General features: G+C 46.1%; 14 protein-coding genes. 2 read left to right on the top strand and 12 right to left on the bottom strand.

The window, feature by feature from the left end:
- Window positions 1-41 precede the first annotated feature (41 nt).
- The 12 genes from H3S83_RS00575 to H3S83_RS00630 all read right to left on the bottom strand — a co-directional run bounded on the left by H3S83_RS00575 (window position 42) and on the right by H3S83_RS00630 (window position 14,225).
- Complete coding sequence (locus tag H3S83_RS00575) at window positions 42-950, bottom strand: branched-chain amino acid ABC transporter permease (RefSeq protein ID WP_078040168.1); 909 nt, start codon at window positions 948-950, stop codon at window positions 42-44.
- Window positions 951-1,119: 169 nt separating this feature from the next.
- A complete protein-coding gene (locus H3S83_RS00580) occupies window positions 1,120-2,136 on the bottom strand; it encodes an HlyD family secretion protein (RefSeq protein ID WP_198238618.1) in 1,017 nt (338 codons plus the stop codon).
- Window positions 2,137-2,166: 30 nt separating this feature from the next.
- Window positions 2,167-3,816, bottom strand: coding sequence for an MFS transporter (locus H3S83_RS00585; protein WP_198238619.1), 1,650 nt, complete (start codon window positions 3,814-3,816; stop codon window positions 2,167-2,169).
- A complete protein-coding gene (locus H3S83_RS00590; RefSeq protein ID WP_198238342.1) occupies window positions 3,813-4,256 on the bottom strand; it encodes a MarR family winged helix-turn-helix transcriptional regulator in 444 nt (147 codons plus the stop codon). The genes H3S83_RS00585 and H3S83_RS00590 overlap by 4 nt, the downstream gene beginning before the upstream one ends.
- 1,117 nt (window positions 4,257-5,373) lie before the next feature.
- Window positions 5,374-5,778, bottom strand: coding sequence for a F0F1 ATP synthase subunit epsilon (locus H3S83_RS00595; RefSeq protein ID WP_077973103.1), 405 nt, complete (start codon window positions 5,776-5,778; stop codon window positions 5,374-5,376).
- 164 nt (window positions 5,779-5,942) lie between these two features.
- On the bottom strand, window positions 5,943-7,568 hold the full coding sequence (atpD, locus tag H3S83_RS00600) for a F0F1 ATP synthase subunit beta (RefSeq protein WP_077973104.1): 1,626 nt from the start codon (window positions 7,566-7,568) through the stop codon (window positions 5,943-5,945).
- Between the two features lie 18 nt (window positions 7,569-7,586).
- On the bottom strand, window positions 7,587-8,474 hold the full coding sequence (locus tag H3S83_RS00605; RefSeq protein ID WP_077973105.1) for a F0F1 ATP synthase subunit gamma: 888 nt from the start codon (window positions 8,472-8,474) through the stop codon (window positions 7,587-7,589).
- 20 nt (window positions 8,475-8,494) lie between these two features.
- Window positions 8,495-10,024: a F0F1 ATP synthase subunit alpha gene (gene atpA, locus H3S83_RS00610; RefSeq protein WP_077973106.1), complete on the bottom strand. Its 1,530-nt coding sequence runs from the start codon at window positions 10,022-10,024 to the stop codon at window positions 8,495-8,497.
- A complete protein-coding gene (locus H3S83_RS00615) occupies window positions 10,024-10,599 on the bottom strand; it encodes a F0F1 ATP synthase subunit delta (RefSeq protein WP_078040175.1) in 576 nt (191 codons plus the stop codon). Before H3S83_RS00615 ends, atpA begins: the two co-directional genes overlap by 1 nt.
- 196 nt (window positions 10,600-10,795) lie before the next feature.
- Window positions 10,796-11,188 carry a DUF4345 family protein gene (locus tag H3S83_RS00620; protein ID WP_077973108.1) on the bottom strand — a complete coding sequence of 131 codons (393 nt, stop codon included), beginning with the start codon at window positions 11,186-11,188 and terminating at the stop codon, window positions 10,796-10,798.
- 115 nt (window positions 11,189-11,303) lie between these two features.
- Window positions 11,304-11,945: a hypothetical protein gene (locus H3S83_RS00625; RefSeq protein ID WP_198238620.1), complete on the bottom strand. Its 642-nt coding sequence runs from the start codon at window positions 11,943-11,945 to the stop codon at window positions 11,304-11,306.
- Between the two features lie 87 nt (window positions 11,946-12,032).
- Entirely contained in the window at window positions 12,033-14,225 is a 2,193-nt protein-coding gene (locus H3S83_RS00630) for a primosomal protein N' (protein ID WP_198238621.1), read from the bottom strand.
- A gap of 109 nt (window positions 14,226-14,334) precedes the next feature.
- Here H3S83_RS00630 and fsa point away from each other — a divergent pair, with 109 nt between their 5' ends.
- Together fsa and H3S83_RS11660 are read left to right on the top strand one after the other, a co-directional pair.
- Window positions 14,335-14,988: a fructose-6-phosphate aldolase gene (gene fsa, locus H3S83_RS00635; protein ID WP_198232877.1), complete on the top strand. Its 654-nt coding sequence runs from the start codon at window positions 14,335-14,337 to the stop codon at window positions 14,986-14,988.
- Between the two features lie 198 nt (window positions 14,989-15,186).
- Complete coding sequence (locus H3S83_RS11660) at window positions 15,187-15,771, top strand: DUF805 domain-containing protein (protein ID WP_077973117.1); 585 nt, start codon at window positions 15,187-15,189, stop codon at window positions 15,769-15,771.
- The last annotated feature ends 19 nt before the right edge of the window (window positions 15,772-15,790 follow it).

Genomic DNA, 15,790 nt, shown 5'->3' on the forward strand with positions numbered 1-15,790 from the left:
CCGGCATTTGGCAAAGATGTTATCTGGTTCATGGCCGCCGTCTAAACCTTTTCAACTTCTGGCCGTCCAAGGATACCGGATGGCATAAATACGAGAACAATTGCAAGAATAAGAAAGACTGCAACGTCTTTATATTCCGGCGGAAAATAGGTTTGCCACAAAGCTTCTGTCAAGCCGATCAGAAGACCGCCAAGAACTGCACCGGGCAACGACCCGATTCCCCCGAGAACAGCGGCGGTAAAAGCTTTGATTCCAGGAATAAAACCATCGGCAAAATGAATTTGTCCATAATTCATCAGGTAAAGTGTTCCGGCTATTGCTGCAAGCGCTGCCCCCATAATGAAGGTCACCGAAATAATCCGGTCCACATTGATTCCCAAAAGAGCTGCCATTTTGCCATCCTGTTCGACGGCGCGTTGGGCGCGGCCGAGCGGTGTTTTGCTGACAATATGGGAAAAGATAAAAAGCAGAACGGCCGTAACCACGACGACCAGAAGTTGCTTGTTCAAAATAAAAACATCGGTTCCCGGAATGACAAAACCACCACTGATCATTTCCGGAATAGGCTTGTTACGCGGGCCCTGCTCGACCTGAACGAAATTGCGCAAAACAAACGACATCCCGATTGCTGTGATCAATGGAGCAAGACGAAAGGAGCCGCGCAATGGCCGATAAGCAACCCGTTCGATAACCCAAGCCCAGACAGATGTGAAAACCATTGAAACGATGAGCATTATAAGCAGTGCCAGGGCAATAGGCACGGCTGCCGGCAATGTCAGCAGCATCATAAAAACGATCATCGCAATGAAGGCACCGATCATGAACACATCACCATGGGCAAAATTGATCATGCCCAATATGCCATAGACCATCGTGTAGCCAATAGCGATAAGCCCATAAATAGCCCCCAAAGCAACTCCGTTTATTAGTTGCTGAAAAAAATAATCCATTGAGTGTATGTCCCCTATGTTATTTTTCTAAATTTACAATACCAACTGTCAAGCCGAAAGCAAATGGCCGGAATAGGGATTAACGCAATCGAACGCGGTTTCATAGTATTTTTTAAATTTTCTAAATCTGCCTTGAGATAAAACAGTTTAAATCAGTTCAACCTGGAATTTAATTTTGTAATTTTTCCGGATTTACCGATGTATCAACATGAGGAATAACCGACATACCGGGTATTAATCGATCAACATATTTCTGGTCAGGGTCGATCTCGATGCGAACCGGAATGCGCTGGGCAACTTTGGTGAAATTTCCGGTTGCGTTATCGGGCTTCAAAACAGCAAATTCCGAACCGGCCGCCGGCGAAAAGCGGGCAACATGCCCTTTGAGCTTATACCCGTCCAACGCATCGACAGAAAATACTACCGGTTGTCCGGCTTTCATATTGGCACATTGTGTTTCTTTATAATTGGCGACAATCCAGACATCATCGGGTACAACGGCAAGGAGTTGCGTTCCCGCTGTGACATATTGGCCGAGTTTGGCACCGACTTCACCGACACGCCCGTCGCGTGGGGAATAAATTTTGGTATGATCAAGATCTATTTTTGCAAGTTCAACCGCTGCTTCGGCACTTTCGACATCGGCCTTCAAGCCTTCCCGATCAACAAGAATTTTCTTTAACGCCTGTATTCTGACTTCAAGTTCTGCACTTTTTTGATCGCGATCGGCACGGGCGGAATCTTCACTGCTTTGCGATGACACACCGCGTTGCGTCAATGGTTCAACACGTTTCCAGTTAAGCTCCGCCTTGGTGAAGGCAGCCTCTGCGGAGCGAATATCGGCTTTCGCTGATTCCTCCTGCTGGTAGGAACTCGCCAATGCGGCCTTTTTTGAATCGAGTGTGGCTACTGCCTGTTCCACCCTTTGCTTGAAAATGCGATCTTCTATTTCAATCAGAAGCTCACCTTCTTTGACGCGCTCGTAATCTTTGACCTTTACGCTCGAAATATTCCCCGCCACTTGCGGACTAATCATCGTCACAAAGCCTTTAACATAAGCATTGTCTGTGGTTTCGATACTGCTGATAAAAGGAGGCAGTTGCCACGCCCATAATATCAATAATATCCCGCAAATACCGGCGATAATGGAAACAGCCGTTGCTTTTGAACGTAAAAACCTTATCATTCTCTTTCATCCGCATTTTAACGCCTGTTTTCAGGCTGTTTGTGTCGATAACTGGACTTGTTTGTCACGAAAATTTTTATATCCACGCAAAGCCATTCTGATGAGCAAGATCACCAGAACAATAAGAGCGATACATGAATAAAGGCGGAACACATCATTATAAGCCAGAACATTGGCCTCGAGTGTCGACCTTTTTGCTAATACTGCAAGACCCTCGCTATGTCGCAATACCGGATCGCTGATCACGTGGGCGTAGACCTCGGAGAGCTGATTGACATCATTTGCGACAATCGGATTACTCATAACAATTTGCTGGGTGAGGATATTTGAATGATATTTTTCAAATACAATTTGTAAACTGCCGAAAAACGCCGAGCTCATCAGTCCGCCCGTATTTTGTGTAAACAGAAAGACTGCAATAAAGCTCAGAATATAATTCGGCCCTCTGGCAATTGCGGTTGCGAGCCCCTTCGACATGGAAGGCGGTAAAAACAACGCATAGCCAACGCCAATCATTGATTGACTTAATATCATCTGATCGGGTCTTGTGAGATTGGTTGCATGACTATCTATGAAGGACCCGCCAGCAAGCAGGATAAGCGCAATGACGTGGAACAAATCCTCGCGGCCAGGCTTGAAAAATATAGCACATGAAAGGCCCCCGAGAACGGTGCCAACAACCACGCCTGCATGCATAACTTCCATTTCACGGTTGAGCAGACCGAACAAATTAAAAAAATTGGATGCTAAAGTTGCCTGCTCCGACAGCAAAATTCTGAACATCATAAGAACGATTGCGATATGAAGCATTTCTTTGCTGAATAGCCAGCGCAAATCTATCAACGGATTTTTCCGGTTCAGTTCTATGACTGACGCGGCCATAAGGCAGAAAACCGCTATAGCGAGCCACCACCCCATCCACGATACCTCACGCCACCAATATAATCGACCAACCGGCATAATTGCTGCGTTAATTCCAAGACCAACAGCGATAAGACCGTAGCTCACATAGTCCAACTTCTCGATAACTTTTGCCCGTTTGATCGGCGTTAAAGGCAAATAGAAAATGCAAGCAAAGCCGATGAGTGCAAGCCCCATTTCCAATGCAAACAATGCGTGAAAGCCGGCATGATCAATCAATGCGGGCGAAACCAGCCTTGATAAAGGAACAGCAAGAGCAATGTTCATCAAGTTGAGACTTAAACCCACAGTGCGCTTTTTGGCGGGTGCGAATGCTTCAATCATATAGAAAAAAGCAAGTGACGACATGGGAGCAGCCGCAATACCTGCGAAAAACCGGATAATAATTGCCGACTGCAAGCTTGTGACAAACAAATGCAATATGCATGTCAATAAAAAGCCGATAATCGACAATTCGGCAAAAAGTCTCAAACCATATTGGTTTCTTATCTTGATAAGGAAAATAGACAGGCTGACATTGGGCGCCATATAAGCACCGACAAGCCATGTCGTTTCCTCGACAGTTGCATGGAAAAAACCCGTGAGTTGAGTAATATTGGATTGGACCATATTGGCCCCGAGGCCATAGACCCATTGTAAAAGACTGGCCGCAAAAATATAAAGCAGACAGCGATGGATGGGACCGGCAAATATTTTGCCGGGATTGGGAAAAGGTGGTTCCCGTTCATCATCGGGCAGTGGGAGAACGCCTGCGCTCATGAGCGGCCCTCTCTTTCCACCGCATCGGCAATATGTTCAAGAACACCCATAGCATTTGTGATATTTTTGCCGTCAATGCCGGACATCACCTCGTGACTGAGATGTGCAGCATAAGTTTCTATTTCCTCGACTGTTTTTCTCCCCTCCGACGTTAAAGTAACGCGCTTGGCTCGCCGGTCATCTTCCGCAACATTTCGTATAACCAGACCCTGTTCTTCCAATGCATCAATAAGCCGAACCAAAGTTGCATGTTCAATGCCCAATTCTTCAGCCAAATTTTTCTGGAAAAAATCGTCCTGATCTTTCAGGGCCGACAAGGTGAGTGCGCGGGCCAAGGTCAAACCGTGCTGGCGAATGCGCGCGTCCAGCAAATTTCTCAGTTTACGGCTGACTTTGAATAACAAATCGATAAACAGCACTGATTGAGTGGCGTTTTTCATGAACTCGTCCAGAGGATTTATGTAGTATGCTAATAATTATGATGCGACATATATAAGGCTAAAATGCCATTCGCAATTCACTTCCTTATTGCTCACAAAGGGTTGAACCGGTTTTGAAAAGCGGATTGCAACCGCAATTCACATGAAACGCAGAGGTTCTCATTTATCGGCTATGGATTTTTATTCGTTCGATGCCGAAAACCGGCTTTCTTTATTCAAGCACTGATTGTTGCACTTGTCGGTCAATAATGGAAAACGAAAAGATAAATAATCTTACGCCGTTTTTGTCACATAATAAGCTGCTGTTTTCACAATCCGGATTAAGGTGCTCTGCCTTTCCCTAATATTGGCGGAGCGAATGAACAATCGTTAGCGGAAGTCAACAGCATCGATAACTGGAATTATAAATCACGCGTTCTCGCGATTCAGACGGCAGCGCGTTTTGAAATGGCATTTCGTCAATTCATTAATGAAGTTCGGCTTGAATTATCGATCGGAGGGCAACGCACAATTTACGGTTTTTGCTTATTCCAATAGGCAATCAACAATCTTGAGCGGCATTCGAAAAATTCCGATAAAAACCTTATTGCTCCGGTTCGAGATTGGATTCCGCTTGGAAACTGCAAAATTATTTTCGAAGTGAATTTTATTTAAGCAAAATGAGCAGGCAGTTGTCGATAAGCCGAGCTGCTTGCGATTTTTCAAGGCACTTCCTGCTTTTCCGGCAAGTCCCCTCGCCGAACTCAACTGGATTTGCGCTTGTTTTTAAGTCAAAAACCGGTGATGTTTTGGCTTTCCAATAACAGTTTGTGTCACAATCGCAATTTGTCGATTGACGGTTTTCTTTGTCTCCATGGGTATTGCGCTTCCACCCTTAAAAAGAACCAAGAAGGTCTTGAAAGCCGAGGAGTAGTGCCAAACAAAAACGGAATTTTTCCGGCGAGATAGGCGGCTGTCATTGGGGAGACATCGCAAAAAGCAAGATAGGTTTGGAAATAGAATTTGATTCCGGAAATATTATCTGCTCACCAAAATCGTGAGCTTTTTATGCGCAAGGGAGCATGATCAGTAAATGCCGAAGACAGGAAAACGCCAATTTGCAAATAGTGGCGTTTGATCAAATTGTCGAAATGACGTTTTGTATAGATGTCAATTGATGAAGAAAATCTTCCGCCTTATTGCGTGCTTCATCATTCTCGGCGCCTTCAAAGACTTCACGTGCTTCACTAATACGGCGTTCCAGATCGCTTTCATCGAATTTTTCAACGGAAACGGCTGATTCAGCTAATAAAGAACAACCGTGACGATTAATATCGGCGAAGCCGCCATAAACAACAAATGACATTTGGCCGGTTGCCGATTTTACTGTGATAATTCCCGGAGTAACCGCGGTCATAACAGGAGAGTGATCAGGAAGAATGGTCATATAGCCTTCACTTCCCGGCAAGACAACTTCAGTTGCTTTTTCCGAAAGTAGCAATTGTTCTGGAGAAACCAGCTCAAATAAAAATGATTTAGCCATATCTTTCGTCACCTTACCCTAAAGACAATCAGTAAAATCTGCAAAAGTCTAAAAAGACCTGAAGATTTCAAACTCTTTGCAGTGCAAAAATAGATTTTTCCCCAATGGGCAAGCCACTGCAAATGGCTCTGTCGCCACTATAAAAGGCGACAGAACCCTTTTAATTACGAGACTTGTTCAGCAAGACGCTGTGCTTTTTCAACAGCTTCCTCGATCGAGCCTACCATATAGAAGGCAGATTCTGGCAAATAGTCGTATTCACCGGCGCAAAGACCTTTAAAGCCTTTGATCGTATCTTCAAGAGCAACCAATTTTCCCGGAGAACCCGTAAAAACTTCCGCAACATGGAAAGGCTGCGACAAGAAACGTTCGATCTTGCGGGCACGAGCAACAACAAGTTTATCTTCTTCCGAAAGCTCGTCCATACCGAGAATGGCGATGATATCCTGCAACGACTTATAGCGTTGAAGAATTGTTTGAACCTGACGGGCAACACTATAGTGTTCTTCGCCAACAACAAGCGGATCAAGCATACGCGAGGAAGAATCAAGCGGATCCACAGCCGGATAAATACCCTTTTCAGCAATGGAACGCGACAAAACAGTCGTTGCATCAAGGTGGGCAAACGATGTTGCCGGAGCCGGGTCGGTCAAGTCATCGGCAGGAACGTAAATTGCCTGAACGGACGTGATAGACCCTTTGTTGGTGGTTGTAATACGTTCCTGCAAAGCACCCATATCGGTGGCCAAAGTCGGCTGATAGCCCACAGCCGAAGGAATACGACCGAGCAGAGCCGAAACTTCCGAACCGGCCTGGGTGAAACGGAAAATATTATCCACGAAGAATAGAACGTCCTGACCATCATCACGGAAGCTTTCGGCAACCGTGAGACCCGACAACGCTACACGGGCGCGAGCACCCGGTGATTCGTTCATCTGTCCATAAACCAAAGCACATTTTGAGCCTTTTGCAGAACCGTTATGTTCTTTCGGATCAACATTCACGTGGCTTTCGATCATTTCGTGATAAAGGTCATTACCTTCACGGGTACGTTCACCAACGCCGGCAAAAACCGAATAGCCACCATGCGCCTTGGCGATGTTGTTGATGAGCTCCATAATCAGAACTGTTTTACCAACACCGGCACCGCCGAACAAACCGACCTTGCCGCCTTTGGAATATGGCGCAAGCAGGTCAACCACTTTGATGCCGGTAACCAGAATTTCCGATTCTGTCGATTGATCGACATAGGCCGGAGCAGGCTGGTGGATCGCACGAATCTTGTCGGATTTTATTGGCCCGACTTCATCAACAGGTTCGCCGATAACATTCATGATACGACCAAGCGTTGCTTCGCCAACGGGAACCGAAATAGGAGCGCCGGTATCGACAACTTCCTGACCGCGAACCAAACCGTCGGTCGTATCCATCGCAATTGTGCGAACTGTATTCTCGCCAAGGTGCTGTGCAACTTCAAGAACCAGCCTATGGCCAAGATTTTCAGTTTCCAAAGCATTCAAAATTTTTGGCAGATGTCCGTCAAATTGCACATCAACAACAGCACCGATAATCTGTGTTATATGGCCTAAAACGCCTTTAGTCTTATCAAGCTTGTAATTACCTTTGGTTTCGGTAACAGATGCCGATGCTTTCTTGGCCTTGCCAGATTGCTCTTGAGCTTCCGCTTTGACTGAAGCTTTAGAAGCTGCCGGTTTGGCAGCAGCTTTTGCTGTTACTTTCTTTTCCGCAGCCTTTGTGGTTGCCGTCTTTGGGGTCGCCGCTTTTGCCATCGATCCTTACCTTCCATATTAGAGCGCTTCTGCGCCCGCAATAATTTCAATCAGTTCTGTCGTGATCTGAGCCTGACGTTGACGGTTATAAGTGACCGACAGTTTATTGATCATCTCACCCGCATTACGCGTTGCATTATCCATTGCACTCATCTTGGCACCCATTTCTCCGGCACCATTTTCCAGTAGCGCCCGAAAAACTTGTACGCCAATATTGCGCGGGATAAGTGTATTCAGGATTGTTGCGGCGTCAGGTTCATACGAATAAACGGCAGGAACAACTGCTTTCTCCTGTATATCTTCGTTCTCATCTTCTTTCGGAGCGGGGATAAGTTGCAGGGAAGTCGGTTGCTGATTGATGACTGACACGAAGTCGGAATAAAACAATGTGCAGACATCAAATTCGTCTTTTTTGAACAATTCAATTATTTTATCCGCAATGTTTTTAGCATGCGAATAATTGAGGTGCTTGGCTTCTCTCAGGCTGACATGGTCGATGATATATTGACCGAAATCGCGATGCAAAATATCGAAGCCTTTTTTCCCTACAGTGAGTATTTTTATCTTTTTGCCCTGAACTTGCAGTGCCTTGATATGCTCGATTGCATGGCGGGCAATTTGCGAATTGAAACCGCCACACAGTCCACGCTCTGCTGTACAGACCACGAGAAGATGAACATCATCTTTCCCGTTGCCGACCATCAATTTCGGTGCGTCTTCTGCACCGATATGAGAAGCCAGATCGGTAAGCACCGCGGCCATACGTTGCGCATACGGACGCGCTGCTTCTGCTGCCTCTTCTGCACGACGCAGCTTTGCCGCAGCGACCATTTGCATCGCACGGGTTATTTTCTGCGTCGCCTTAACCGAGGCGATACGATCTCTAAGATCTTTTAGCGAAGCCATTAAACCGTCCCATCATAAGATCAAGAAAAGTTCTTGGAATAAGCTTGTAGAACTGTGGTCAACTTGTTCTTCAGCTCATCAGTCAACTTCTGTTCGTTGCGGATACCATCAAGAATATCCGTATGGTCGGTGCGCATCAATGCCAGAAATCCTTGTTCGAATTTGCTAACCTGATTAACAGCAATCTTGTCGAGATAACCATTTACACCGGCAAAGATAACAACAACCTGTTCCTCTGTCTTCAACGGCGAAAATTGTGGCTGTTTCAGCAGTTCGGTCAACCGCGCACCGCGATTAAGCAAACGCTGGGTCGATGCATCAAGATCAGAGCCGAATTGGGCAAAAGCGGCCATTTCACGATATTGGGCAAGTTCACCCTTGATCGAACCGGCTACCTGCTTCATTGCTTTAATTTGTGCAGCGGAACCAACACGGGAAACCGATAGACCAACATTCACTGCCGGACGGATACCTTGATAGAACAAGTTCGTTTCAAGGAAAATCTGACCATCGGTAATCGAAATCACATTGGTCGGAATATAGGCTGATACGTCATTTGCCTGCGTTTCAATAACAGGAAGCGCTGTCAGCGAACCGGCACCATGAGCATCATTCATCTTGGCTGCGCGTTCAAGCAAACGGGAGTGCAAGTAAAAAACGTCGCCAGGATAAGCTTCACGCCCCGGCGGGCGACGCAGCAACAAAGACATCTGGCGATAAGCCACAGCCTGTTTTGACAAATCGTCGTAACCAATCAAAGCATGCTTGCCGTTATCACGGAAATATTCACCAATCGCACAACCGGCAAATGGCGCAATAAATTGCATCGGAGCCGGCTCGGAAGCAGTCGCCGCAACAATGATCGAATATTCCAGTGCGCCACGTTCTTCCAGTGCTTTCACAAAACGGGCAACAGTCGAACGTTTCTGACCGACAGCAACATAAACACAATAAAGTTTATCTTTTTCGATATTCTTGTCATGTGCCGGCTTCTGGTTAAGAAATGTATCAAGTAAAATTGCCGTTTTACCGGTTTGACGGTCACCGATCACCAACTCGCGCTGGCCACGCCCAATCGGAATAAGTGCATCAATCGCCTTAAGACCAGTCGACATCGGCTCATGAACCGATTTACGCGGGATGATTCCGGGAGCCTTGACGTCAACACGACGACGTTCTTTGGCATTGATTGGACCTTTACCGTCAATCGGGTTTCCCAAAGCGTCCACAACGCGTCCAAGAAGCTCCGGACCAACAGGAACATCAACGATAGTTTTCGTGCGCTTGACCGTATCACCTTCACAAATGTCACGATCCGAACCGAAAATAACAACACCGACATTATCACTTTCAAGGTTAAGCGCCATACCACGTATGCCACCGGGAAACTCGACCATTTCACCGGCCTGAACATTATCCAAGCCATAAACACGGGCGATACCGTCACCCACAGACAGAACCTGACCAACTTCGGAAACTTCGGCTTCTTTACCGAAATTTTCGATTTGACTTTTCAGGATTTTAGATATTTCCGACGGTTTAATATCCATCAGCCGACCTCTTTCAGTGCAAGCTTAAGCGAAAACAATTTCGATGACAGTGACGTATCAATCTGACGCGAACCGAGTCGGACGATAAGACCACCCAATATATCCGGATTAACGGTTTTATGCAGGTTCACATCTTTACCTGCCACGGTTTTTAATGTTGCTTTCAACTCTTTTTCCTGAGCTGAAGTCAATTCCTGCGCCGAAACAACTTCTGCCGAAATTTCGCCGCGGAAGTTGGCAGCCAGATTATGGAAAGCAGAAACAATGGCCGGCAACACAAAAAGCCGTCTATTGGATGCGACGACACATAAAAAATTGGCAACATAACGACTGGTGGCGTTTTTATCCATGCCGGCTTCTTTACAAAGAGAAGCAACCGCCTTTTCCTGTTCAACCGATGAAAAAACCGGACTGAAGACCAGACGTTTTAAATCACTATTTGATTCGATCAATGAAAGGCATGAAGATAGTTCTTTTTCTACAGCATCGACACATTTGGCTTCTCGTGCGAGATCAAAAAGTGATGCAGCATAACGCTCGGCTACTGCAGATGTTAGCGAAGACGACTTTGACACTCTATCCTGTCTTTCCCCTTAGCAGAGAGTTGACCTTAATAACTGCCAACTCGGTAATGCCAGATAACTTTTCCCGTTGTCGGTATGTGACCGCTATTCAAATATTAAAAGTTGATAGGCATCTAGCATACACAATTGAGACTCGCAACACCGCAACAGGCTGCTTTTTAAAACTATGCCTTATTTTTTTTAATATTTAAGCTACAAAACCGAAAGCATAAACAAAACTCGCTATTGCAAACACTATTTCGATCAATAGCGCAATGACATTAAAGCCAGAAAAGCTTTTGTCAATTATAAATGAGACAAGCCGTCCGACAATGCAGAAAAATACCGCCAAAAATAGCGCAACCGCTAAAAAAGGTTGTGCAAACAATAAATAGCCAATTCCCAAGCCGAGCGGTAGCCCGCCCATATTGCCGCGCACCGCAGCAAGGAGTGAAGCTGATTCTTGTTGCGGATAAGTCCAGAACATCCGCATCGCAATTTTCGGCCAGATTAAATAGAACAGACCTACCAGAACAAAACCCCACGCTACGAACCATGCAAGCCACTCTCCGCAACTTTGGGGAAAGTAAAGTTCAATCATCGTTACCTACCTTCAAATCCTCTCAAGGCCGATCCTCTCAAGGCCGAATTTTTTAACCATTTAAGCAATAAGTTCTATATGCACGCTTTTTTAAAAAAAGAAACGGGTAGCAATATTATTGTGCCGGACCCGAAAGAAAATTTTCTTCTCCGGTCGGATCTTTCAGGCAATTGTCCTGCAATATTTTTTCAATGTCCTGAGGTACCAATTTGATCTTTGCTGTATTTGTTTCCTTGAATGTATCAAAGGCTGATGAGGCTACCGTGTCACCTGTCTCGATCAATGCTTTATCCAACAAAGCATCATTATTTTCCATACGCACCTCGACAACTTCAGCAGAAAGATCGAGAGCGCGTGCCGTTTCTATCATATCGCGACGCTGGCTTAAGGTAGTTATCATGCGTGTCGCCACCGGCCCCGGTTCAACCTTTCCGTTAATACTCAATCCTTTTTCGAGTTGATAAATTTCCTTCAGAATATGATCATATTGCTGGACAATATTCATATAGACCCATTGTCTGGCTTTGGATGAAGGTTTTTTACATGATTTCATCATGCTGTTTGCCGGTTCGTCAATCATTGGCATAAATACTTTGTCCGATTCTTTGAGCATACTATAAGCAAAGACAAAAACGGTAACATCGGCACTTTTCTTATTATTCTGGCTATCGTGCCCGATGACATCAGAAACAGATTGGGAAAAAACCGGACTTATTGAAAACAGTAACGTCGACAATATCAATAAAAAACGCATCATTCCAAACCTCTGAAACGATTGATCTATGCCAAACAGACCACCTGCCACATTGTTACTGTTTGTCCCATTCAGCGAGAAGCACGGACATTAAATGAAACTTTGCGGATCAATGTCAACCTGCACCCGTATTGTACCACGAATTTTGGGCCCCCGTGCAATCATTGCACGAATAAAAGATTGCATATCGGCACGACGGCTTCCCTGTAGAAGCAGTCTGAACCGATATCGTCCGCGCACCAATGCCAATGGCGCTTCGGCCGGTCCCAATACCGATATTTCATTTGCCGATGGCGCTGCCTGACGCAAAGCGCGCGCATGTGCTTCGGCGTCACTGCGGCTTTCAGATGAAACAATAAGCGCTGCGAGACGCCCGAAAGGCGGGAGATTGTGGCGTGCCCGCTCGTCAATTTCTCTTTTATAAAATGCTTCGCTGTCGCCCGAGACAATTGCCTGCATGACCGGATGTTCCGGCTGATAAGTCTGTATCAACCCCTGACTTTTTAGCCCCGTGCGACCAGCGCGACCGGTAACCTGAGACAACAACTGGAATGTGCGTTCTGCCGCGCGCGGGTCCCCATTGGAAAGCCCCAGATCCGCGTCAACTACACCGACGAGTGAAATACCCGGAAAATGGTGGCCTTTGGCAACCAGTTGTGTTCCGATGACAATATCGACCTCGCCTTTTGAAATGGCTTCAAGCTCCAGCCTTAATCTTTTGACACCCCCTATCAGGTCGGTCGACAATACAAGAATGCGCGCTTCCGGAAACAGCTTCAATGTTTCCTCGGCTATCCTTTCGACACCCGGCCCACAGGCAACGAGATGATCAAGTGTTCCGCATTCCGGACAAGCTTCGGGGATCGGTTCGTGATAGCCGCAATGGTGGCACATAAGTTGCCCGCGAAAGCGGTGTTCAACGAGCCAGCTCGAACAATTCGGGCATTGGAAACGGTGACCGCATACGCGGCATAACGTCAGAGGTGCATAGCCGCGACGATTGAGAAATATGAGCGCCTGTTCTTTGCGATCAAGCGCCTCGCGCATGGCAAGTTCAAGTGGCGGTGACAAAAACCGCCCTGAGGGAGGAGCATTCTTGCGCATGTCGATAGCGCGCAAATCCGGCAGTGCGGCCTTTCTGAAACGCGACGGAAGATGAACCGCCTGATAGCGTCCCTGAAGGGCATTGACCTTGCTTTCTACCGATGGGGTAGCAGAAGATAAAATGACCGGAAAACCGCCGAAAGAGCCACGCGCCACAGCCATATCACGCGCATTATAAAAGACACGGTCTTCCTGTTTATAGGCTGTATCATGTTCTTCGTCGACGATAATCAGTCCGAGATTTTCGAAAGGTAGAAAAAGTGCGGAACGTGCACCGGCAACGACTCTTATCCGCCCTTCAATGACTTGCCGCCAGACCCGTTCACGTTGTTTGGGGGTGAGATCGGAATGCCATTCGGCAGGCGGCGCACCGAAACGGCTTTCAAATCGATCGAGAAATTGCTGCGTTAATGCTATTTCCGGCAAAAGAATCAAAATCTGTTTGCCTTTTTCAAGCGCCTGCGCAACAGCTTCAAAATAGACTTCTGTTTTGCCTGACCCCGTAACACCGTCAAGCAGCAAGACTTTAAAACAATCCCCGTCGACGGCCTCTATCAGCTTATCGGCGGCAAGTTTTTGCGCTTTTTCAAGTGTCGGGCTTGAATAGTCGGGATCAGGGAGCGCCACAACCGGAGGGGGCGGCATTTCGATTTCCTCGAATATACCGGAATTTTTCAATCCTTCGACAACGCTTGTCGATGTTCCGGCGGCATGGGCAAGCCCCGGTTTTGTCCAGGCGAGGCCATTTTGCGCAAGCTCGAGAACGCGTTTTCGTGCAGCTGTCATTTTCTCGACTTTGCCACCACAATAGCGCAATCCGGCAATTGCCGGCTCGGGGTCAAATGCCGCAGGAACCCGCAAAGCCATACGTGCAACCATTCCCGGCGGGGAAAGAGTATAGTCGGAAACAAAATGGATAAAACGCATCATATCGGCCGGCAATGGCGGACAATCGAACACTTCGGAAATTGGCCGCAATTTTTTTGCCGCCACTTTGTTATTGCTGTTTGCCTCATTGGTAACGAGACCGGCCACTTCTCTTGGCCCCAAAGGCACGCGCACAATCGAACCGACTTTGACATTCATATCGTCCGGCACAGAATAGCTATAAGCCGTTTCCGCCGGCATAGGCACCAGAATTGAAACAGTTTTTTGGGGTTTTGATTCGATATTTGTCATTATCGGTGTCATGTTGGTCTTGCTTTTGCATAAAACAATGGATCATAACAAGCAAATCGTAAAAGATCACCGGATATTGGACAAAGCAAAAGCACTCAGGAGCTGGAATATGAAATTTTTTGTTGATACTGCCATTATTGAAGAAATTTCGGAGCTCAATAATCTAGGACTTGTTGATGGTGTTACGACCAATCCTTCACTGATCTTGAAATCCGGACGGGATATCATCGAAGTAACAAAAGAGATTTGCGCCCTGATAGACGGCCCTGTATCAGCAGAAGTCACCGCAGCAGACTTCGACGGAATGATGAAGCAAGCCCAGATCTTGGCAAAAATTGCCGATAATATCTGTATCAAACTTCCTATGACATTTGACGGATTGAAGGCTTGTAAAGCACTTTCTTCGAAGGGCTTGAAAACCAATATGACCTTATGTTTCTCGGCCAATCAGGCATTGCTTGCAGCCAAAGCCGGTGCAACCTACGTTTCTCCTTTTATCGGACGGCTTGATGATCTCGGATTGAACGGGATGGATCTTATTGGTGAAATCCGGACAATTTTCGACAATTACGACTTTAAAACCCAAATCCTTGCCGCATCTATCCGCACAGTCAACCATGTCAAGGAAGCTGCACTTATTGGTGCCGATGTCGCGACAATCCCGCCTGCCGTTTTGAAATTGTTGATAAAACATCCTCTCACCGACAAAGGTCTGGATGTATTCATGAAAGATTGGGCAAAGACCGGACAAACTATTGGCTAAAAAAATAACAGCCCTAATTGGAAAGCAGCAGTTCATGATTTGAAGACGAGCGGGTAAGATATCAAGAACAGCATTAGCCATTTTTTGCCATGGCTTTGCTGTTTTAAAACGATCAAAGGCTTGAAAGAAAGTCATTCTGACAGAGGGGGTTAAAGAGTGCTAGTTATTTGGGAAGCTGTAAAATCGGCATTTTCAAATATGACAGTTTTCGACGGACGGGCAAATCGAAAAGAATTCAGCCTGTTTTTGTTATTTGACGTTTTCGCTTTTACTGTTTTGTTTCTTATCGCTTTTTTTGACACTAACAGTATTTTTAGTCAAATCCTCAACTTTCCCATAACCGCTCTTGGTATTTTTTTGTATATCCCGAGCGTCTCGCTCATCATCCGCCGGTTTCACGACGTAGAATGGCATGGCTTATGGCTGATTTTTCCATTCATAGGGATAATTTTTCTTTTACCACTTATAATTTTATGGCTGGTTTTTTCAATTTTTTATCATTTAACCGGCCTGTTCGGTCTCGTTATATGGATATTTTTGGTCGGATTATTGCCGATACAACTTTTCCATTTGAAAACCGGAGAGCCGATGTTTTACCTGCTTTTGGGTGTACCGGCCGCAATCTATATTCTTTTCGCTCTGATACTTTGCCCGATGAGAAGCCAAAAAGGCCAAAACAAATATGGCGAACCAAGTTTAAATCTATATTCCGAACAATATTTCTTCGATAAAGCGCATAACCACTCACCGGATAATGAGCCCCCATCGGAACAAGAGAAATAGTATCGCACCAAATCTTGCC

The sequence above is a fragment of the Bartonella sp. W8122 genome, assembly GCF_016102485.1.
Lineage (GTDB): Bacteria > Pseudomonadota > Alphaproteobacteria > Rhizobiales > Rhizobiaceae > Bartonella > Bartonella apihabitans.